The following is a 20,992-nucleotide window of genomic DNA, read 5'->3' as shown; positions in this document are numbered from 1 at the left end:
CTTTTTTCTGTTCCGGGAGGCAACACGCCTCCCACACACATGCATGAGGCTAGACCGGCCGATGTGATCGACGCAATCGCGCCGCTCGCATCAGACGGCGGTCGCCCTCGCGCGCTCGATATAGAGGCGACGGAGCTTCATCGCCACCGGTCCGACCTCACCATTTCCAATTGGCTTGTCGTCGACGGCCACGACGGGCAGCACCAGGCTGCCGGCGCCGGTGATGAACGCCTCCTTCGCAGCGACGGCCTCGGCGGGCGTGAACGGCCGCTCCTCGACCTTCATGCCCTCGTCGCGCAGGACGTCCAGCAGCGTGCGCCGAGTGACGCCGCGCAGGATGTTGGCGTTGGTGTCGCGGGTGCGCAGCACCCCGTCGGCGTCGATGATCCAGGCGTTGGACGAAGCGCCCTCGGTGACGAAGCCCAGCTCGTCGACGAACCAGGCCTCGGCGGCGCCACGCTCCTTGGCCGCCTGCTTGGCGAGCGCGTTGGGCAGCAGGCCGACGGTCTTGATGTCGCAGCGGCCCCAGCGGTTCTCCGGCGTGGTGATGACCTTCACGCCCTTGGCGGCCTTGGCCTCGCTCGTCGCCCGATCGACGGCGGACACCGTGATGACCACCGCCGGCGGGACCGGTTGGTCCGGGAAGGCGTGGCCGCGCGGGGCGACCCCGCGGCCGACCTGCAGGTAGAGCAGGCCCTCGCTGATCCGATTGCGGCGCACCGCCTCGCGCAGAACGATGGTCAGCGCCGCGCGGCTCATCGGCATCGGAATGCGCAGCTCGCCGAGGCTGCGTTCCAGCCGCGCGAAGTGGCCTTCGGCGTCGGCCAGCTTGCCGTCGAACAGGGCCCACACTTCGTAGACCGCGTCGGCGAGCTGGTAGCCGCGGTCCTCGATGTGCACCACGGCTTCGCCGTGCCTCACGAACTGCCCGTTCACATAGGCGATACGCCCCACCTTACGCGTCCTCTTCTTCCATAGGCCTGGCGCCCGACAGGCCCAGGGACTTCAATTTGCGGTGCAGGGCCGAGCGCTCCATGCCGATGAAGGCCGCGGTCCGCGAGATGTTGCCCGAGAACCGCAGCATCTGGGCGTTGAGATACTCGCGCTCGAACACCTCGCGCGCCTCGCGCAGCGGCAGGGCGATGATCTTCTCGGCGCCCAGGCTCGACGGCTGGTCGTTCACCACCGCATCGTTGGGCAGCATCTCGGCGCTGATCGGTTCGCCCGGGTCGCCGGCCGCCAGGATCAGCATGCGCTCGACGTTGTTGCGCAGCTGGCTGAGGTTGCCGGGCCAGGCCCGCACCTGCAGCGCGGCCAGCGCGTCGTCGGCCAGCCGCCGGCGCGGCATGCCGGTCGCCTCGCAGATCCGGTTCACGAAGTAGTCGATCAGCTCGGGGATGTCCTCGCGCCGTTCCGACAGCCCCGGCACGCTGACCGGCACCACGTTCAGGCGGTGGAACAGATCCTCGCGGAAGCGACCCGCATTGATCTCCTCGCGCAGATCGCGGCAGGTCGAGGAGACCACCCGAACATCGACCTGCACGTCCTGCTCTCCGCCCACGCGGCGGAATCGCTGCTCCACCAGGACCCGCAGGATACGGCTCTGGGTCTCGCGCGGCATGTCCGCCACTTCATCGAGGTATAGCGTCCCGCCATGGGCGCGCTCGAAGACGCCGATCTTGGCCGGACGGCCGCCTTCCAGCTCTTCGCCGAACAGTTCGGTGTCCACCCGCTCGGGCGTCATGCCGGCGGCGCTGATCACCACGAACTCGTTGCGCGTCCGCGGACTGGCCGCATGGATCAGCCGCGCCACCGTCTCCTTGCCCGACCCCGGCGGGCCGGCGATAAGCACCCGGCTGTTGGCCGAGGCCAGCTTGGCGATCAGGCCGCGCAGCTGCTGGGTGACCACCGACTTGCCGATCAGTCCGTCCGGCTGGATCGTCTGGGCGCGCAGGCGACGGTTCTCGCGCTTGAGGTTGCTGGTCTCCAGCGCCCGCTCGACGCAGAGCAGCAGGCGGTCGGATTTGAACGGCTTCTCCAGGAACTCGTAGGCGCCGCGCTTGATGGCGCTGACCGCCGTCTCGATGTTGCCGTGCCCGGAGATCATGATCACCGGAATGTCCGCATCCAGCGTCTTGACCAGGTCGAGCAGCTCCAGCCCGTCCATCCCCCCGCCCTGCATCCAGATGTCGAGGATCAGCAAGGCCGGCTTGCGTGACTTGATGGCGGCCAGCGCGCTCTCGGAATCGTTGGCCGTGCGCACCGCATAGCCTTCGTCCGAAAGGATGCCTGCGACGAGTTCACGGATGTCCGCCTCGTCGTCGACCACCAGTACATCAGCCGCCATCACATCACTCCTGCGTCTTGAGCCCTGGGCTCAGGTCCGGCGGCGGCGTCGGGCGAAGCCGGCGCCGCCGTGGGAAGTTTCAGCACTGCACGGGCGCCGCGGCCGCCCGTCGCATCGGTCAAAATCAGTTCGCCGCCATGGTCTTCCAGGATGCGCTTGACGATCGCCAGGCCGAGCCCGGTGCCCTTCTCGCGCGTGGTGACATAGGGCTCGGTCAGGCGGTCGCGGTCCTTGTCGGGCAGGCCCACGCCATTGTCCTCGACGATCACCTGCACCCCCTGCTCGTCAGAGGTCAGGCGCGCGGTGATGCGCCCCTTGGGCTCCGGCTCGACCGCGACGCGCGCGGCGACCGCCTCGGCGGCGTTCTTGAGGATGTTGGTCAGCGCCTGGGCCAGCATCCGCCCATCGGCCACCAGCGTCACCTGCGGCGTCGGGTCGAGCAGCTCGACGTCGATGTCCGGCGCGGCGACCCGCTGGGCGAACACCGCCGCCCGGACCAGCTCGGCCCCATCCTGCGCGGCGAACTTAGGGGCCGGCATCCGGGCGAAGGACGAGAACTCGTCGACCATCCGCCCGATCCCGTCGACCTGGCGCACGATGGTGTCCGTGCAGCGGTCGAAGGTCTCCAGGTCCTCCTGGGCGACGTCTTTGCGGAACTTGCGGCGCAGGCGCTCGGCCGAGAGCTGGATCGGGGTCAGCGGGTTCTTGATCTCGTGGGCGATACGCCGAGCGACATCGCGCCAGGCCGCATTGCGCTGGGCCGAGACCAAGCGGGTGATGTCGTCGAAGGTCAGCACCAGCCCGCCTTCAGAGCGGCTGCCGCGCACGCGCAGGCGGTGAGTCTCACGGGCCCGCGCCACGTCGACCTCGGCCTCCGCCTCTCCGGCCGCGTCGGCGCGCTCGGCGATGGCCACGAACTCCGGCGCCACTTCGGCCAACCGCCGGCCGCTGGTCTGCCCCTCGACGAGGTCGAGCAGAATGCGCGCCTGGCGGTTCACCGCCGAGATCCGGCCGTCGGTGTCGAGGCCGATGACTCCGGCGGACACTTCGGCCAGCACGGTTTCGATGAACTGGCGGCGCTCCTCGGCCTCGTCGCCGGCCCGCTTCAGCGCCGCCTGCTGGGCCTGAAGATCGTGGGTCATGCTGTTGAAGGCGCGCGACAGGACGGCCAGTTCCTCGGGGTCTTCCGAGGTGTCGACGCGGGCGTCCAGGTCGCCGCCGGCGACCCGCCCGGCCGCCTGCACGAGCCGTCCGACCGGAGCCGAAATGGTGCTGGCCGCGCCCATGCCCAGCCACACCGCGCCGACCAGCACCAGCATCGCCGTCTCGATGTAGGAAAGCGCGAATACCCGTTGAATCCGCGCGCGGCTCTCCGCCGCCTCGCGATAGGCGGTCACCGCCCGGTCGGCCTCGTGCAACTGATTGACGATCCCGGCCTGCACCGGCCGCGTCACATAGAGATAGGCGTCCGGATAGGCCGTGAGCCGCGTGAGCGCCCGCGTCAGGTTCGGCGACACCGAGATCGATCCCTCGTCCGCCGCGGCGAAACTGGAGGGCGGCGGCGCCTGGAAGCCGACCACGTCCACCGCCTCGGCCCGCGCCAGGATCCGGCCTTCCCGATCGATCAGGTAGGCTGCGGGGAAGGCGTGGTAGGACGCCTGGTAGGCCAGGAAGTGGCTGAAGGTGACGGGACTGACCTGCAGCGCCGGCGCGGCGCGGTTCAGGTCGTTGGCCATCAGCGTGACGTGCTCGTCGACGAACTGGCTCTGGTCGTCGACATACGAGCGCATCACCGTCGCCGAGTTCTCGACCACGGTCTGCACCCGCTCGGAGAACCAGTTCTCGACGCCGCGGTTGACCAGCACGGTATAGAACAGCGCCACCACCATGGCCGGCGCCACCGCGGCCAAGGCGAACAGGGTCACGAACCGCACGTGCAGCCGCGCCGCCGGATCGACCGACCGCGCCCGCATCAGCGTCGCCACCCGGAACCCGACCTGCGCCGCGAGCGCCAGGATCAGCACCAGGTTGAGGCCAAGGATCGCGAGGATGTTCTTGGACGCCGGCGCCAGCGGGCCGGTCTCGGGCGGCGACGCCGCCAACAGGATCGCGACCGCTGTGAGCACCGCGGCCAGCGCGTAGCCGCCGCCAAGCACATAGCGTGATTGCAGCGCCCGCCAGAACCGCGCGGCGGGCGTCGCGTGAGTTCCGCCATCGTGACTCAGAGACGCCATTGCAGCGGCGACCCTAATCACCTGTGCCCCAAATTCAACAGTGATGTTGCGCCCAGGCTTCACAGTTGCTTGGGGATGACAGCGCTTTTCGAGTGCGCTATCGGTGGAGGTGATGATCCTCGCCACCAGCCAATATTCGTTTTGGTATTTTGGCTATTCCGATGCCGCTGGCGGAGGAAGGGGATCGCGCGACAGCACGCTGTCATAGGACGCAAGACCCACCCAGCCGCCAGCACCTGGCGGCTTTTCTTTTGCGCCGCCGGAGACTGAAACCACCCGGAGCGCACCAGTGACCACCGACGACCTACGTATCCTCGACATCAAGCCCCTCGCCTCGCCGGCGCAGGTGATGGGCGACCAGCCGGCCAGCGACGCCATCGGCGCCCTCGTGTCGGACAGCCGACAGACCATTCATCAGATCCTGCATGGCGACGACGACCGGCTGGTCGTGGTCATCGGCCCGTGCTCGATCCACGATCCCGTCGCGGCGATGGACTACGCGCGACGACTGGCCGCACAGCGCCACCGCTTCGCGGGCCAGCTCGAGATCGTCATGCGCGTCTATTTCGAGAAGCCGCGCACCACCGTCGGCTGGAAGGGATTGATCAACGACCCCCACCTGGACGGCACGTTCCGCATCGACGAGGGCTTGCCGCTGGCGCGCAAGCTGCTGCTCGAGGTCAACGCCCTCGGCCTGCCGGCCGCGGTCGAGTTCCTCGACGTGACGACGCCGCAGTACCTGGCCGACCTCGTGGCCTGGGGCGCGATCGGCGCGCGCACCACCGAAAGTCAAATCCACCGCGAGATGGCCTCCGGCCTCTCCTGCCCGATCGGCTTCAAGAACGGCACCGACGGCAACCTGCGCATCGCGGTCGACGCCGTGAAGGCCGCCAGCCAGCCGCACCATTTCCTGGCGATCGGCAAGGACGGCCGGGCCGCCATCGCCGCCACCCGCGGAAACGACGACAGCCATGTGGTGCTGCGGGGCGGCAAGACCCCCAACTACGACGCCGCCGGCGTCGCCGCCGCCTGCGCGGAGCTGGCCTCCAGCGGCCTGCGTCAATGCGTGATCATCGACGTCAGTCATGCGAACAGCGGCAAGAAGCCCGAGAACCAGCCGGCGGTGACCCGCGACGTCGCCGCCCAGGTCGCCGCCGGCGACCAGCGGATCGCCGGGCTGATGATCGAAAGCCACTTGGTGGCCGGCCGCCAGGACCTCGTCGAGGGCCAGCCGCTGACCTACGGCCAAAGCATCACCGACGGCTGCATCGACTGGGAAACCTCCGTCGAATTGCTGGAGGAACTGGCCCTGGCGGTCGAGGCCCGTCGCCGGGTGCGCGCCGCCCAACTGGCCGGCGAGCCCGTACAGGCCTGACCTTGAGCGGGGAGCGCGCGCACCGGGGTGCGCGCTCCTCGCCGTTCATGCGTCGTTGGGACTTGGCGCGCCCGGCCGGTTCGGGTCTGTTGGCGCCTGCTTCGCCGTCAACGACCAGGACCCGACATGGCCGATCCCCGCTCCCTTGGCTTCTGCCCCGACCGCCTCGCCAAGCTCGACCGCTTCATCACCGAAAAGTACCTCCAGCCCGGCCGAATGCCCTGCGCCCAGGTGCTGATCGCCCGCCACGGCGAGATCGTGCACGAGTTCGTCGGCGGCCGACGCGACGTCGCCCGCGACTTGGCCAGCGAGGCCGACACCATCTTCCGCATCTATTCGATGACCAAGCCGATCACCTCGGTGGCCTTCATGATGCTGGTCGAGGAAGGCAAGGTCGCGCTCGACGATCCGGTCCACCGCTTCATTCCCGAATGGGCGAACCTCGGGGTGTTCAACGCTGGCGTCACCGGCGGTTTTCTGACCAAGCCGGTCGCCCGTCCGATGCAGATGGTCGATCTGCTGCGTCACACCTCCGGCCTCACCTACGGCTTCCAGAACCGCACCAATGTCGACGCCGCCTATCGCAAGGCCGGGGTCGGCGAGATCGGCAGCACGCTGCCGCTCGAAGCCATGATCCAGACGCTGGCGACCCTGCCGCTGGAGTTCTCCCCAGGCGAGGCGTGGAACTACTCGGTCTCGACCGACGTGCTCGGCTACCTGGTCGGCAAAATCGCCGGCATGCCGTTCGAGCAGTTCCTGCAAGAGCGGATCTTCACGCCGCTCGGCATGACCGACACCGGCTTCCAGGTCCGCGAGGGCCAGGGGGGACGCTTCGCCTCCTGCTACAACGCCACGCCGAAGGGCGGCCTGGACCTGCAGGACGACGCCACGACCAGCGCCTACCTGCAGGCGCCGTCGCTCGTCTCCGGCGGCGGCGGGCTGGTCTCGACCGCCGCCGACTACATGAAGTTCTGCCAGATGCTGTTGAACCGCGGCGAATTCGGCGGCGTCCAGTTGATCGCGCCCAAGACGCTCGACCTGATGACGGCCAATCACCTGCCGGACGGCAAGGACCTGACCCAGCTGTCGCGCTCGCTGTTCTCGGAGGCCACCAACGCCGGGGTCGGCTTCGGCCTGGGCTTCGCCGTCGTGCAGGACGCGCCGCGCACGCTGGTGCCATGCAGCGACGGCGAGTTCTATTGGGGCGGCGCCGCCAGCACCGCGTTCTGGGTCGACCCGGCCGAGGACCTCTCGGTGGTGTTCATGACCCAGGTGCTGCCCTCGTCGGCCTATCCGATCCGGCGAGAGCTGCGCACCCTGGTCTATTCGGCCCTGATCGAACCGGCGGTCTGATCAGCGGCGGCCGCGTGCCATCTCGACGCCCAGGTCCTGGATCTTCTTGCGCAGCGTGTTGCGGTTGAGGCCCAGGATCTCGGCGGCGCGCACCTGATTGCCTCGGGTGGCGGCCAGGGTCAGCTGGATCAGCGGCCGCTCGATTTCCTCGAGCACCCGATCGTAGAGCCCGGGCGGCGGCACGCCGTCCGGCTGTTCGGCGAAATAGCCGCCCAGGTGGCGCTCGACGAGCGTCGCCAGGGTCACCGGCCCCTCGTGACCGGGGATCTGCGGCTGCTGATCGGCCAGTTCGCGCTCGACGATACGGGCGGTGATCAGTTCCTCGCCATAGAGCGCGCAGATCCGCCGGATCAGGTTCTCCAACTCGCGGACGTTGCCCGGCCAGCCGTGCAGCTTCAGCCGCTCAAGGGCGCTGGCGTCGATGGTCTTGGCCGGCAGGCCTTCGCGGTTGGCGCGCAGCAGGAAGGCGCGGGCCAGATCCGGAATGTCCTCGGTGCGATCGCGCAGCGGCGGCAGGCGCAGCGGTGCGACATTCAGGCGGAAGAACAGATCCTCGCGGAACAGCCCTTGCTGGATCAAGGCCCGCAGGTCGCGGTTGGTCGCCGCGATGATCCTCACGTTGGGCGGGCGGCCGGTCTTGGGGTTCACGGACTGCTCGGACCCGTCGATCACCCGCAGGAGGCGGGTCTGAGCGTCCAGCGGCATGTCGCCGATCTCGTCGAGGAACAGCGTGCCGCCGTCGGCCTCGACCAGCTTGCCGTAGTCCCCATCGTCCCGGCCGAACAACTCGGCCTCGACCCGCTCACGCGGGACCGCGGCCAGGTTGATGACCACGAACTTGCCGTCCTTGCGCCGGCCCATATCGTGCAGGGCGCGAGCCACCAGCTCCTTGCCGGTGCCGCTCTCGCCGAGGATCAGCACCGTCAGGTCGGCCCCGACCAGCCGGGCGATGGTGCGATAGACGTCCTGCATCGGACCCGAGCGGCCGATCAGCGGCAGCCGCTCGTCACGCACGGCCCGGGCCTGGGCCTTGGTGGCTTCCGTGTCGGCCGGCCGCGACAACGCGCGCCGCGCCGCCGAGGTCATGTCGTCCAGGTCGAAGGGCTTGGAGACGTAGTCGAACGCCCCGGCGTCGGCGGCGTTGACCGCCGTCAGCAGCGTGTTCTGGGCGCTCATCACGATGACGGGCAACTTGGGGCGCTCCTTGCGGATGCGCGGCAGCACGTCGAACACGTTTTCGTCGGGCATCACCACGTCGGTGACGACCAGGTCGCCCTCGCCGTCCGACACCCACTTCAGCAGCGTCGTGGCGTTGCCGGTGGCCCGCACCTGGTAGCCCAGCCGCGTGAACGCCTGGCTCAGCACCAGCCGGATCGAGGCGTCGTCATCGGCGATCAGGATCTTCTTGCTGGCGTTCGTCATCGCATTCATGCCGGCGTATCCTCTCCAGACGCGATCGGCAGGAGCACACGGAAGGTCGTGCGCCCCGGCTCGGATTCGAAATCGATCAGGCCGCCGTGCCCGGCGACCAGTTTGGCGACCAGGGCCAGGCCCAGGCCCGCCCCGTGGGTCTTGGTGCTGACGAACGGCTGGAACAGGCTCTCGCGCAGGTGCGCGGGCACGCCCGGGCCGTTGTCCTGGACCCGGATCTCCAGCGGCGCGCCGCGCAGGACATGCCCCTTGGCGGCGCGAACCTTCACGCCGTGGCGGTAGCCGGTGTGCACGGTGATCGCCCCGCGGCCGTCGCCGCGCGCGTGGGCGGCCTCGGCGGCGTTCTTCACCAGGTTCAGGAAGATCTGGATCAGCTGGTCCTCGTCGCCATAGGCCGGCGGAAGCGAGGGATCGTAGTCGTCGGTCAGCTGCAAGCCGTCGGCGACGCCGTTGGCGGCCAGCGCCTTCACCCGGTCGAGCACCTGGTGAATGTTGATCGGATGGCAGTCCGGCAGCGCGTCGTCGGAGAACGCTTCCATCCGGTCCACCAGGCGCCGGATGCGGTCGGTCTCGTCGACGATCAGCTGGGCCAGCGGCGCGTCCTCGACCTTGGCGCCCGACTTGAGCAGCTGCGCCGCGCCGCGGATGCCCGCCAGCGGGTTCTTGATCTCGTGCGCCAGCATGTGGCCGAGCCCGACGATGGTCCGTAGGCCCGCCTGCTCGGCGCCGGTCCGCTCGCCGCCGAGCGCGCCGCCCTTCACGTGCAAGGTCAGCAGCACAGAGCCGTCGCCGAGCGGCGCGGCCGCGCCGTCCGCCTCGAAGGACGGGTGACCGAACAGGCTGATCTCCACGCCGCGCTCGCGGACCCGGACACCCTCCTCCCGGGCCCGGTCCAGCAGCGACACCAGCGCCGAACCGGGCGGCAAGGCCGCTCCGAACCGGCCGCGGGTCAGCAGGCCGAGGCCCTGGCCGAACAGCGCCTCGGCCGCCTCGTTGACCGCCACCAACGCCCCGTCGCGACTGACTACGAGGGCCGGCTCAGGAGAGATGTCGAAGGCGCTCGACTTCAGAAGCTCCAGGTTGAGGCCGTTGGGCGCCGCGCGGGTTTGGTTGGTCATGCGGCCAGTCTCGGCTGAGGGTGACACCACAAGGCGGTCAGGCCGGCTTCGACCTCCGCCGGATCGTCCAGCCGGCACAGCGTCGAACGTGCGGCCCGTCGCGCTTCGGCCGTCTCGGGCCAGGGCGCGTTTTCGATGTAGGACGCCAGATGCTTGCGGAAGATCCGCAGCCCCAGGCGGTCGCCATAGAAGTTGAGGCTGTCGCGGAAGTGCTCCAGCGCGATCTCCAGCCGCCGCTCGGCCTGCGGCTCTTCGAACACGCCGCCGGCCAGCTCGGTCTCGATCTGCGTCGCGACCCAGGGCCGCCCGTAGACGCCGCGCCCGACCATCACCCCGTCCGCCCCGGACGCCGCCAGCGCCCGACGCGCACTATCGCCGTCGACGATGTCGCCGTTGACGATGACCGGGATGGAGACCGCCTCGGTGACCGGCCGCACCGCGCTCCAGTCGGCGCTGTCCTTGTAGAACTGGCTGCGGGTGCGCCCGTGGATGGTGACCGCCCGCGCGCCGCGAGCCTGCGCCCGCGCCGCGATGTCCGGCGCGTTCTTCGACGCCGCATCCCAGCCCAGCCGCATCTTCACCGTCACCGGCACGTCGACGGCGTCGACGGCCGCCGCGATCAGGCTCTCCGCCAGATCCGGCTCGCGCATCAGCGCCGAGCCCGACAGCACGCCGGTCACTTCCTTGGCCGGACAACCGAAGTTCAAGTCGATGATCTGCGCCCCGGCCTGCGCCGCCAGACGCGCGCCTTCGGCGATATGTGCGGGATCGCGGCCGACCAGTTGCACCACCATCAGCGGCAGGCCCTCGCCCACGGCCGCGCGGCGGACGACGTCCGGACGGCCCTTTGAAAACTCGGCGCAGGCGACCATCTCGGTCGCGACATAACTCGCGCCCAGCTTGCTGGCGGCCTTGCGGAACGGCAGGTCGGACACGCCGGTCATCGGCGCGATCCAGGCGCGGCCGCCGACCTCCACATCCCCGATATTGAGCGTGTTGCTCATTTTATAGTCACCCCTATCGCCTCCGTTTTAGGCAAATTGTGCACTGCCGTAAAGCCTAGACAGCAGGCGTACGCGCCCTAAACAGACGGCATGGATTTCTCAGCCGTCATCGTCGCCGCAGGTTCCAGCACTCGCGCCGGCCCTGGCGCGCCCAAGCCTTGGCGCAGCTTGGGCGGCCGCCCGATCCTCTCCTGGTCGATCGAGGCGTTCGCCGCCACGGGGGCGCGACAGATTGTCATCGTCGTCGCCGAGCCCTGGCTGGAAGAGGCGGCCGAGCTTCTGCGCGGCGTGCCGGGCGCGGCAGCGGTGCGCGGCGGCGCCACGCGGGCGGATTCGGTCCAGCAGGGCCTCGCCGCCCTGGAGGCGGAGGGCGCCTCGGCCGTGCTCGTGCATGACGCCGCGCGCCCGTTCCTGACCGCCGCGCACATTCAACGCCTGCTGGCGGCGATCGAGGGCTCTGACGGCGCCGTCCTCGCCCTGCCCGTCGCCGACACCCTCAAGCGTGGCGGAGAGGCGGTCGAGGAGACCGTGCCGCGTGACGGCCTATGGCGCGCGCAGACGCCTCAGGCGTTCCGGCTCGAGGTCCTGCGGGCGGCCTACGCGGCCTGGCCGGCCGACGCCGAACCGACCGACGACGCCGCGGTCGTCGAGCGTAACGGCGGCAAGGTCACCATCGCGCCCGGCGATCCACGCCTGATGAAACTCACCTATCCGGAGGACTTCGCCATGGCCGAGCAACTGTCGGGCGCCGCGCGCATCACCCGCATCGGCCAGGGCGTCGACGCGCACCGCTGGGGTCCCGGTGAAGCGGTCTGGCTATGCGGCGTCAAGATCGACCACGATCAGACCCTGATCGGCCACTCCGACGCCGACGCTGGGCTCCACGCGCTGACCGACGCCATCCTGGGCGCCATCGGCGAAGGCGACATCGGCGAGCACTTCCCGCCGTCCGACCCGCAGTGGAAGGGCGCCGCATCCGACAGGTTCCTGCTGCACGCGGTCGAAATCCTGACGAACAAGGGCGGCCGGATCATCAACGCCGACGTCACCCTGGTCTGCGAGCGGCCCAAGATCCGCCCCCACCGCGACGCGATGCGCGAGCGTCTGGCGCACCTGCTGGGCGTGCCCCTCGACCGCGTCAGCGTAAAGGCCACCACCACCGAGGGCATGGGCTTCACCGGCCGTCAGGAGGGCCTGCTGGCCCAGGCGATCGTGGCCGTCGAGACCCCGGCCTAAGGCAGCCAGGGCCAGTTGATCTTCAGCTGCGCGTACATCGCCCCGGCGAGGTTCATGTAGTCGTCGGTCCAGGGCCGCGCCGAGGTCGGGTCGGTCTGCGACCACCGCTCGTCGGCCTCGTAGGGCGCCAGCGCCGCCAGGCTGCGGGTGACGATCATCGCGTCCTCGGCCGACTCCCACAGTGGTGGACTGTCCTTGTCCGGGCTATGGCGCTGGATCAGCGCATATCCGCCCGCCGCCTCGGCGACCGCCATCGCCGGCGAACGCAGCTCGAGATTGCGGTTCGACAGGTGGACGATGAGCACGCCGTCAGGCTTCAGCTTGGCGAGATAGCCCTTCATCGCCTCGACGGTCAGCAGGTGCGCCGGCACCGCATCCGACGAGAAGGCGTCGATCAGCAGCACGTCGAACGTGCCCGCCGGCTGCTTGGCCAGCGTCAGGCGCGCGTCGCCGACCACGTAGTCGATCGCCCCCTTGGCGCAGGTCGTCGTGTAGCTGAAGTGTTCGGGATCGGTCGACAGCCGGATCACCAGCGGATCGATCTCGAAGAAGGTCAGGTGATCGCCCTTGCGGGTGTAGGCCGCCACCGCGCCGGTGCCGAGCCCGACCGCGCCCACGCGCAAGGCGGTCGGCCGCTTGATCTCGTGGCTGAAGACCTGGCCGATCGGCGTCTCCGGTGCGTAGTAGACCAGCGGGCGGCACATGTAGCGCGGGTCCTGCGCCTGTGCGCCGTGCAGGGTCGTGCCGTGCGACAGCATCTTCACCGCCCCGCCCATCGCCGGCACCGGCATCTCCGACTGGCGCAGCACCCCGAAGAAGCTGCGCCAGCTCTGGCGCACGTCGACGCGGTCGCCGACCAGCTCGGCCGAGATCGACAGCACGGCCACCAGACCGAAGAAGACGATCATCTGGCGGCGGATGACGAAGGCGCTGACCGTCGCTACGACGACAAGCGCGATCACGATGGGCTTGAAGTGATCGACCATCCCGAACTTCAGGGCGACGATCGGCGCCGCCGCCGCGCCGATCACGCCGAGCGCGAAGGTCGCCCAGCGCCAGGGCTCCACCGGCTGCAGACCCGGCCGCGCCAGGCAGGCCAGCGCCAGGACCAGCGGATACTCCCAGACGTTCGAGAAGATCGTCGGCGCCAGGAAGGCGTTGAAGGCCCCGCCGACCACGCCGCCGAACGACATCCACAGATAAAATTCCGTGAGGTGCGCCGGCTTCGGTCGCCTGGCGACCAGCGCCTGGTGGCACATGAGCGCCGTCAGGAAGAACGCCGCGAGATGCACGAACAGCTGCAGCATGAAGTTGGCGGACTTGAACGGCATCAGCGACGCGCAGGCGACGACCGCCGCGGCCTGCAGCGTCAGCGTCAGTTCGGACGAAATGATCGGCTTGTCCGAAAAGGCGATGATGAAGGTCAGCAGGTAGAGCGCCAGCGGGATGACCCAGAGGAACGGCGCCGAGGCGACGTCGGTGGTGATGTGGGTCGTGACGCCCAGCATCAGGCTGGACGGGATCGCCGCCAGTCCCACCCAGATCGCCCGGTCGCGCCAGCTCGGTCGGGGCCCGGCCTCGGCGGGCGCCGCGATCGTCTCGACCCGCGCGCGCGACACGAACAGCGCCAGCGTCGCCATCAGCACCACGAAGCCGACATAGCCCGTGCTCCAGCCGGCGGTCTGGCCGTGCAGGGTGGCCAGCGGCTCCACCAACGCCGGGTAGGCCAGCAGCGCCAACAGGCTTCCGAGGTTCGAGGCGGCATAGAGCGCGTAAGGCTCGGCCCCGGTCTGCGCATGGATGGTGCGCGCATGCCAGGCCTGCACCAGCGGCGCGGTCGCCGACAGGATGGCGAACGGCGCGCCAATCGAGACGGCCAGCACCCCGAGCAGCCACAGCGACGGATGCTCGGACGACGGCTCGCCCAGCACGCCCGTCACCCGCAGCGGCAGCGCCAGGGCCGCGACCAGCAGCGCCGCGACGTGCACGAGCGCCTGCACGCGCACCGAACGGATCTTCTGCAGCGCGTGCGCGTAGCCGTAGCCGACCAGCAGCGCCGCCTGGAAGAAGGCGATGGACGTGTTCCAGACGGACGAACTGCCGCCGAGCAGCGGCAGAACCAGCTTGGCCACCATCGGCTGGACCAGGAAGACGAGGCCTGCGCTGGCGAAGGTGGTCACCGCAAAGAGGACCGGAGAGATCGAAGCGGCTGGCCGTTCGGCCCGTTCTAACGTGGTCATGGATCGAATCGGCTTGTGTGGCGGGCTCCGGCGATGTTGTGGTCAGCCTTCGTCCTTGCCTAGAGCCCGCTGGAGTCGCCCACCATGTTTTCCCTGGAGATCGAAACCCTGGCGCGGCTGCTGATCGACGAGGCGCGCGAGCGCTCGCTGCGCATCGTCACCGCCGAAAGCTGCACCGGCGGCCTGGTCGCGGGCGCGATCTGCTCGATCCCCGGTGCGTCCGACGTCTTCGAGCGCGGCTTCGTGGTCTACACCAACCGCGCCAAGCAAGAGCTGCTGGGCGTCCCCGGCGACCTGATCGCCGACCTCGGCGCGGTGTCCGAACCCGTGGCGCGCATGATGGCCGAGGGAGCGCTGGAGGCCTCGAACGCCCACGTGGCTGTGGCGATCACCGGCGTCGCGGGCCCCGGCGGCGGCACGCCGATGAAGCCGGTCGGCACGGTCCACATCGCCACCGCGCGCTCGAACCAGGCGCTGATGCACCGCTCCGAGCTGTTCGACGGCGTCACGCGCGCCGATATTCAGGAACAGGCGGTGCAGGCCGCGCTGCAGGCGCTGCGCGACCGGATGACCTAGGCCGGGTAGAGCGCCCTCGCCCGCCCTTCGAAGCAGGCCATCAGCCGCTCGACGGCGTGGTTGAAGTTCGATTCCAGCAGCCCGGTCAGCAGCCTGGTCTTGAATTCGAAGTCGATGTCGAACTCGATCCGGGTTCCGCCTGGCGCTTCCACAAAACGCCAACGGTTCACCAGATGCTTGAACGGCCCCGACAGCAGCTGCACGTCGATCTGGCGGGCGTTGGCGTCGCGCCGCACGCGGGTCGAGAAAGTCTCTTTCAGAAAGGCGAAGCCGACCCCGACCTTGGCGTCGAGCTGGCTCACGCCTTCGGCCGGCGCGGCGTGATTCCAGGTCCGCAGCGACTGCACCCACGGCACGAACTGCGGATAGGCCTCGACGTCGCCGACCAGCGCAAACAGCTGGTCGGGCGCGTAGGGCAGCACCTTCTCGAAATGGTGGCGCGGCAAGCGGTTAGGCCGCCGCGTCCTTGGCGAGCCGCGCGGCCTTCAGCCGGGCGAAGTCCTCGCCGGCGTGGTGCGACGAGCGGGTCAGCGGGCTGGCCGAAACCATCAGGAAGCCCTTGGCCCGGGCGATCTCTTCGTAGGCCTTGAATTCTTCGGGCGTCACGAAGCGGTCGATGGCCGCGTGCTTGCGGGTCGGCTGGAGGTACTGGCCGATGGTCAGGAAATCGACGCCGGCCGACCGCATGTCGTCCATGACCTGCATGACCTCTTCCTTGGCCTCGCCCAGCCCGACCATCAGGCCGGACTTGGTGAACTGGTTGGGGTCGCGCTCCTTCACCCGCTCCAGCAGGCGCAGGGAATGATAGTAGCGCGCGCCCGGCCGGATCGAGAGATAGAGCCGCGGCACGGTCTCGAGGTTGTGGTTGAAGACGTCCGGCTTGGAGTCGATGACGATCTCGGCCGCGCTCGGCGCCTTGCGCAGGAAGTCCGGCGTCAGGATTTCGATGGTGGTGCCGGGCGCCGCGGCGCGGATCGCGTGGACCACCGCGGCGAAGTGCGCGCCGCCGCCGTCGGCCAGGTCGTCGCGGTCGACCGACGTGATGACCACGTGCTTCAGGCCCATCTTGCGCACGGCGTCGGCCACGCGCGCCGGCTCGGTCGGGTCGAGCGGCAGCGGCTTTCCGGTGCTGACGTTGCAGAAGGCGCAGGCGCGGGTGCAGATCTCGCCCATGATCATCATGGTCGCGTGGCTCTGGCTCCAGCACTCGCCGATGTTCGGGCAAGCCGCCTCTTCACAGACGGTGGTGAGCCCGTGCTCCTTCACGATCGAGCGCGTGGCGTTGTAGCCGGGCGAGCCCGGAGCGCGCACGCGCAGCCATTCCGGCTTTCGCAGGATCGGCGTGTCGGGGCGCGACTGCTTTTCGGGATGTCGGGGCCGTTGCCCCCCGATGGTGTCGATGACGGTCGCCATAAGGCCTAGATCGGCTTTCTATCCCTCCGGATCAAGGCGTGATTGAGCGGCCCGGCGACGCATGGTCAAACTCCGCCATGGTTCGCGCGTATCTGCTCGCCGCTCTGGTCCTTTCCCTCGCGGCCTGCGGGCGCGACGGCGGCCGCGAGCCGTTCGCCGAGAGCCGCACGCCAGGCTCGCTGGCGCCGCGGTTCTATCCGCCCGAAGGCTGGGCGTGGGGCTATATCGGCATCGGCGAACAGCCGCTGCAGCGCTACGGGGTCGCCAGCACCCGGCGCGTGCCGGTGGCCACCGTGGTCATCGTGCCGGGATACGGGGAAACGGCCGAAGTCTGGTTCGAGACCGCCTCCGACCTGATCGAACGCGGCTGCACGGTCTGGATCCTCGATCGCGCCGGCCAGGGCGGCTCCGGGCGCTACGTCCTGCCCCGCGACCTGGGCTTTGCGCCCTCCTTCGACCCGGAGGTCGCGGCTTTGCGCGAACTCGTACGCGTGGTCGTGCGCCCGTCTCCCGACACCCCGCTCGTCCTGCTGACACACGCCGACGGCGCCGTCGTGGCGCTCAGTGCGGTGCGCTCGGGCTTGAAGGTCGACGGCGTGATCGCCAGCTCGCCGCAGATCGCCGATCCGCCCGAAAAGGCGCTGCTCGGTCCGGTCCGGCGCGCCTCGTCGCCGCCAGCCGGCTGGAAGCCCTGGAGCCGCGAGACGGCGGACGACAAGACGGCCGGGCGCACGCATGACGCCTGGCGCGGCCAGGTCGGCCACGCCTGGATGACCGCCAACCCCGACCTGCGGCTGGCCGGCCCCAGCCTCGGCTGGACGAACGCGTTCGAAACCGCCAGTCGGGTGCTGGAATCGGGCGCGCGGCAGGTGCGCGCGCCGGTGCTGATGATCAACCCGGGAAGACGCGCCGACGCCTTCTGCCGTCAGTTGGCCGATTGCCGGACCAGCACGCTGGCCGGCGCGCGCGGCGCTCTGCATCTGGAGGCCGACCGCTGGCGCCGCCCTTGGCTCGATACGGTGGACGGCTTCATCGACGGCCGCCTGACCCCGGCCTCGCCTGCGACGATTTCGGCAGCCCCCGCAAGAACTTAAGCGCGTCTCCGGACTTGACGCGCAGGCCGAAGCTCACGACCTGTTACGCATCTTTTCAAGCTCAGGCGTCGGCTATAGGCTCGCGCCCAACAATAATCGGCGAGACGTTCGGGGAGGTTTTCGCCTTTGTCGCGTTCTTTTGATCCGCGTTCGTGCGAGCGCTCTCTTTTCGATGCGCTGGTCGACGCGCGCGCCACCTACGGCGCCAAGAAGCCGATCCTGGAAGACCAGGAACGCAAGCCGCTCACCTATACCGACCTGATCCGCGCCTCGTTCGCCCTCGGCCGCAAGATCGCGGCCATGACCACCGAGGGCGAACGCGTGGGCGTCATGCTGCCGGCAAGCGCCGGCGCCGTCGTCACCTTCTTCGCGCTGCACGCCTTCGGCCGCACGCCGGCGATGCTCAACTTCACGGCCGGCATCCGCAACCTCAAGGCTGCCTGCGAGCTCGCCGGGGTCAAGCGCGTGCTGACCTCGCACCGCTTCATCGAGCAGGGCAAGCTGCACGACCTGGTCGACGCGCTCGAGCCGCTGGCTGCGGTCACCTACCTCGAAGACGTGCGCGAGACCGTCGGCCTGTCCGACAAGCTGTTCGCCGCAGCCGCGGGAGCCTTCCCCAAGCGCTTCCGGGCCGCCACCAAGCCGTCGGATCCGGGCGTGATCCTGTTCACCTCCGGCAGCTTCGGCGCGCCGCGCGGCGTGATCCTCAGCCAGGCCAACCTGATCGCGAATGTGGAGCAGGTCGCCGCGCACATCCCGCTCGATCCGTCCTGGGTGATGTTCAACCCGCTGCCGACGTTCCACTGCTTCGGCCTGACCGGCGGGGTCCTGTTACCGCTGATGAAGGGCATGAAGGCGTTCGAGTACCCCTCGCCCCTTCACGTCAAACAGATTCCGCCGCTGATCAAGGACACCGGCGCCTCGATCCTGTTCGCCACCGACACCTTCCTCAACCAGTACGCCCGCGCCGCCGAGCGCGACGAACTGTCGGGCCTCAAGTTCATCGTCTGCGGCGCCGAGAAGGTGCGTGACGAGACCCACAACCTGATCCGCGATCGTTTCGGCGACATCCCGGTTCTGGAAGGCTACGGGGCGACCGAGGCCTCGCCCGTGATCGCCGTGAACAAGCCGACCGACAACCGTCGCGGCACGGTCGGCGGACTATTGCCCGGCATCGAGACCAAGCTCGAAAAGGTCGAGGGCATTCCGGGCGGCGGCCGGCTGTTCGTGCGCGGCCCCAACATCATGGCCGGCTACCTGACCGAGAACGGGCTCGAACCGCCCCCCGGCGGCTGGCACGACACCGGCGACGTGGTCGACATCACCTCGGACAACTGGATCAAGATCCTCGGCCGGGTGAAGCGCTTCGCCAAGGTCGGCGGGGAGATGGTCTCGCTGACCGCCGCCGAAGACATCGCCACCGCCGTCTGGCCTGACAGCCGTCACGCCGTGATCGCCATGCCCGACCCGAAGAAGGGCGAACGGCTGGTGCTGGTCACCGATCGCCGCGACGCCGATGCCGGCCCGCTGGTCGCCCATGCCCAATCGATCGGCGCGCCCGAGCTGGCCGTGCCGCGCAAGATCATCCGGGTGCCCGAGATCCCCGTGCTGGGCACCGGCAAGACCGACTATGTGGCGATCACGCGAATGGCGGAGGCCGACGGGCGCCGCGCCGCCTGATCCCCGACTGCATCGCGCCGCTTCGGCGCCGATTGGGAGGGACTGCTATGCCGAACCTCGAGGCCTGGGCCCCGCGGGTGCTGAGCCTGCTGCGGATCATCGCCGCCCTGCTCTTCATGGAACATGGGCTGATGAAGCTGTTCCACTTCCCGGCGCCGCAGCCGGGGGCGCCCGACCCGCTGCCGATGATGCTGTTGGCCGCCGCCTGGATCGAGGTGATCGGCGGCGGGCTGCTTGCGCTGGGCCTGTTCACCAGGCTGGCGGCGTTCGTCTGTTCGGGCCAGATGGCGGCGGCCTATTTCATCGCCCACGGCTCGCAGGGGTTCTGGCCAGCGCTCAACGGCGGCGAGCCGGCGATCCTGTTCTGCTTCGTGTTCTTCTATCTGGTCTTCGCCGGCGGCGGCGCCTGGAGTCTCGACGCCCTGCGCCGCGGTCGCCGCAGACGGCTTTAGCCCGAGGGCGCCCGCAAAGGCGCCCTCGCCCGCGTCAGATGTGCAGGACGCGGCCGTAGGCGTCGAGCGCGGCCTCGTGCATCGCCTCGCTCATGGTCGGGTGCGGGAAGACGGTGGCGAACACTTCCTCCTCGGTCGCCTCGAGCGTGATCGCCAAGGTGAAGCCCTGGATCATCTCGGTGACTTCGGCCCCGATCATGTGCGCGCCGATCAAGGCCCCGGTCTTGCCGTCGAAGACGGTCTTCACGAAGCCCTCGGTCTCGCCGGCGGCGATGGCCTTGCCGTTCACCTTGAACGGGAAGCGGCCGACCTTGGCCTCGATGCCCTGCTCCTTGGCCTGGGCTTCGGTCAGTCCAACCGAGGCGATCTGAGGGGTCGAGTAGGTGCAGCCGGGGATCGGCGAGCTGAGGTTGTTCGGCTTCAGGCCGGCGATGTGTTCGATGCAGTGCACGCCCTCATGGCTGGCCTTGTGCGCCAGCCATGGCGGCCCGGCGACGTCGCCGATGGCGTAGAGGCCGGGCACGCCGGTCCCGCCATGCGCGTCGGTGACCACGTGGGTCTTCTCGACCTTCACGCCCACGCCCTCGAGCCCGAGGTCCTCGACATTGCCGACGATCCCGATGGCGACGATGGCGATGTCGGCCTCCAGCGTCTCGGCCTTGCCGCCGGTCTCCAACTCGATGGTCACGCCGGTCTTGGACTTGGCGAGCTTCTTGACGCTGGCCCCGACGCGGAACTTCAGGCCGCGCTTCTCAAAGGCCTTGTGGGCGGTCTTGGAGACCTCTTCGTCCTCGACCGGAAGAATGCGCGGCAGCGCCTCGACCACGGTCACATCCGAGCCCAGCGCCCGATAGAAACTGGCGAACTCGATGCCGATGGCGCCGGACCCGATGACGATCATCGACTTCGGCGCCGCCTTCGGAACCATGGCCTCGCGGTAGGTCCAGATGCGGTCGCCGTCCGGCTCCATGCCCACGGCCGGAATCGTCCGCGCCCGCGCGCCGGTGGCCAGGATCACGTGCTTGGCCTGCACGGTCCGCGAACCACCGGCCTTCAGCGCCACGACCACCTTCGGCGCCCCCTGCCCCTTCTCGAGCTTGGCGACGCCCTCGATGACCTCGATCTTGTGCTTCTTCATCAGGAAGGCGACGCCGGAGTTCAGCTGACCGGCGACCTTGCGCGAGCGCTCGATGATCTTGCTGAAGTCGAAGCTCGCCTTCTCGATCTTGAGGCCGTAATCGGCCAGATGGCTGAGGTTCTCATAGGCCTCGCCGGACTTCAGCAGCGCCTTGGTCGGGATGCAGCCCCAGTTGAGGCAGACGCCGCCCAGCGCTTCGCGCTCGACGATGGCGGTCTTGAAGCCGAGCTGGCTGGCGCGGATGGCGGTGACATAGCCGCCCGGGCCGGAGCCGATGACGATGACGTCGAAATCCATGACT

Annotated in this window: 17 protein-coding genes; 7 read left to right on the top strand and 10 right to left on the bottom strand. The window is 69.2% G+C overall.

Annotated elements, in window-relative coordinates; translation table 11 throughout:
• Positions 1-90 precede the first annotated feature (90 nt).
• Genes AC1Q87_RS03280 through AC1Q87_RS03270 form a run of 3 tightly spaced genes read right to left on the bottom strand, consistent with a single transcriptional unit; the run spans position 91 to position 4,581 of the window.
• Entirely contained in the window at positions 91-954 is an 864-nt protein-coding gene (locus AC1Q87_RS03280) for a D-amino-acid transaminase (protein WP_492607557.1), read from the bottom strand.
• Position 955: 1 nt separating this feature from the next.
• Positions 956-2,347, bottom strand: coding sequence for a nitrogen assimilation response regulator NtrX (gene ntrX / locus AC1Q87_RS03275; RefSeq protein WP_492607556.1), 1,392 nt, complete (start codon positions 2,345-2,347; stop codon positions 956-958).
• Complete coding sequence (locus tag AC1Q87_RS03270) at positions 2,347-4,581, bottom strand: sensor histidine kinase NtrY-like (RefSeq protein ID WP_492607555.1); 2,235 nt, start codon at positions 4,579-4,581, stop codon at positions 2,347-2,349. The genes ntrX and AC1Q87_RS03270 overlap by 1 nt, the downstream gene beginning before the upstream one ends.
• A 289-nt stretch (positions 4,582-4,870) precedes the next feature.
• On the opposite strand from AC1Q87_RS03270, the gene AC1Q87_RS03265 reads away from it, so the two are divergent.
• Both AC1Q87_RS03265 and AC1Q87_RS03260 read left to right on the top strand, forming a co-directional pair.
• The gene (locus tag AC1Q87_RS03265; protein ID WP_492607554.1) at positions 4,871-5,956 is read left to right on the top strand and encodes a 3-deoxy-7-phosphoheptulonate synthase; all 1,086 of its coding nucleotides are present in this window, start codon (positions 4,871-4,873) and stop codon (positions 5,954-5,956) included.
• 126 nt (positions 5,957-6,082) lie between these two features.
• Complete coding sequence (locus AC1Q87_RS03260; RefSeq protein WP_492607553.1) at positions 6,083-7,309, top strand: serine hydrolase domain-containing protein; 1,227 nt, start codon at positions 6,083-6,085, stop codon at positions 7,307-7,309.
• On the opposite strand, the gene AC1Q87_RS03255 is transcribed toward AC1Q87_RS03260, so the two are convergent.
• Genes AC1Q87_RS03255 through dusB form a run of 3 tightly spaced genes read right to left on the bottom strand, consistent with a single transcriptional unit; the run spans position 7,310 to position 10,862 of the window.
• Complete coding sequence (locus tag AC1Q87_RS03255; protein ID WP_492608263.1) at positions 7,310-8,731, bottom strand: sigma 54-interacting transcriptional regulator; 1,422 nt, start codon at positions 8,729-8,731, stop codon at positions 7,310-7,312.
• Positions 8,732-8,736: 5 nt separating this feature from the next.
• Positions 8,737-9,858 carry a two-component system sensor histidine kinase NtrB gene (locus AC1Q87_RS03250; protein WP_492607552.1) on the bottom strand — a complete coding sequence of 374 codons (1,122 nt, stop codon included), beginning with the start codon at positions 9,856-9,858 and terminating at the stop codon, positions 8,737-8,739.
• Positions 9,855-10,862 (bottom strand): tRNA dihydrouridine synthase DusB, encoded by a 1,008-nt coding sequence (gene dusB / locus AC1Q87_RS03245; RefSeq protein ID WP_492607551.1) that lies wholly within the window; start codon positions 10,860-10,862, stop codon positions 9,855-9,857. Before dusB ends, AC1Q87_RS03250 begins: the two co-directional genes overlap by 4 nt.
• Before the next feature lie 90 nt (positions 10,863-10,952).
• On the opposite strand from dusB, the gene AC1Q87_RS03240 reads away from it, so the two are divergent.
• Positions 10,953-12,098: a bifunctional 2-C-methyl-D-erythritol 4-phosphate cytidylyltransferase/2-C-methyl-D-erythritol 2,4-cyclodiphosphate synthase gene (locus tag AC1Q87_RS03240; protein ID WP_492607550.1), complete on the top strand. Its 1,146-nt coding sequence runs from the start codon at positions 10,953-10,955 to the stop codon at positions 12,096-12,098.
• Here the strand turns inward: AC1Q87_RS03240 and AC1Q87_RS03235 are convergent.
• Positions 12,095-14,338, bottom strand: coding sequence for a spermidine synthase (locus AC1Q87_RS03235; protein WP_492607549.1), 2,244 nt, complete (start codon positions 14,336-14,338; stop codon positions 12,095-12,097). The genes AC1Q87_RS03240 and AC1Q87_RS03235 overlap by 4 nt on opposite strands.
• Positions 14,339-14,422: 84 nt before the next feature.
• Between AC1Q87_RS03235 and AC1Q87_RS03230 the strand changes: the two genes are divergently transcribed.
• Positions 14,423-14,914 carry a CinA family protein gene (locus tag AC1Q87_RS03230; RefSeq protein WP_492607548.1) on the top strand — a complete coding sequence of 164 codons (492 nt, stop codon included), beginning with the start codon at positions 14,423-14,425 and terminating at the stop codon, positions 14,912-14,914.
• Here AC1Q87_RS03230 and AC1Q87_RS03225 read toward each other — a convergent pair.
• Together AC1Q87_RS03225 and lipA are read right to left on the bottom strand one after the other, a co-directional pair.
• Complete coding sequence (locus AC1Q87_RS03225) at positions 14,911-15,360, bottom strand: type II toxin-antitoxin system RatA family toxin (protein ID WP_492607547.1); 450 nt, start codon at positions 15,358-15,360, stop codon at positions 14,911-14,913. The two genes, AC1Q87_RS03230 and AC1Q87_RS03225, sit on opposite strands and share 4 nt — an antisense overlap.
• Positions 15,361-15,364: 4 nt before the next feature.
• Positions 15,365-16,327 carry a lipoyl synthase gene (gene lipA / locus AC1Q87_RS03220; protein WP_492607546.1) on the bottom strand — a complete coding sequence of 321 codons (963 nt, stop codon included), beginning with the start codon at positions 16,325-16,327 and terminating at the stop codon, positions 15,365-15,367.
• 77 nt (positions 16,328-16,404) lie between these two features.
• Between lipA and AC1Q87_RS03215 the strand changes: the two genes are divergently transcribed.
• The 3 genes from AC1Q87_RS03215 to AC1Q87_RS03205 all read left to right on the top strand — a co-directional run bounded on the left by AC1Q87_RS03215 (position 16,405) and on the right by AC1Q87_RS03205 (position 19,553).
• The gene (locus tag AC1Q87_RS03215) at positions 16,405-17,421 is read left to right on the top strand and encodes an alpha/beta fold hydrolase (protein WP_492607545.1); all 1,017 of its coding nucleotides are present in this window, start codon (positions 16,405-16,407) and stop codon (positions 17,419-17,421) included.
• 126 nt (positions 17,422-17,547) lie between these two features.
• The gene (locus AC1Q87_RS03210) at positions 17,548-19,101 is read left to right on the top strand and encodes an AMP-binding protein (RefSeq protein ID WP_492607544.1); all 1,554 of its coding nucleotides are present in this window, start codon (positions 17,548-17,550) and stop codon (positions 19,099-19,101) included.
• 47 nt (positions 19,102-19,148) lie between these two features.
• Positions 19,149-19,553: a DoxX family protein gene (locus AC1Q87_RS03205; RefSeq protein ID WP_492607543.1), complete on the top strand. Its 405-nt coding sequence runs from the start codon at positions 19,149-19,151 to the stop codon at positions 19,551-19,553.
• A gap of 34 nt (positions 19,554-19,587) precedes the next feature.
• Here the strand turns inward: AC1Q87_RS03205 and lpdA are convergent, their stop codons facing one another.
• Complete coding sequence (gene lpdA, locus AC1Q87_RS03200) at positions 19,588-20,988, bottom strand: dihydrolipoyl dehydrogenase (RefSeq protein WP_436061297.1); 1,401 nt, start codon at positions 20,986-20,988, stop codon at positions 19,588-19,590.
• Positions 20,989-20,992 lie beyond the last annotated feature (4 nt).

It is taken from the genome of Phenylobacterium sp. GW823-FHT02A09, from assembly GCF_058797775.1.
The sequence above is the reverse complement of the archived record's forward strand: the minus strand, read 5'-3'. Positions and strand labels throughout refer to the sequence as shown.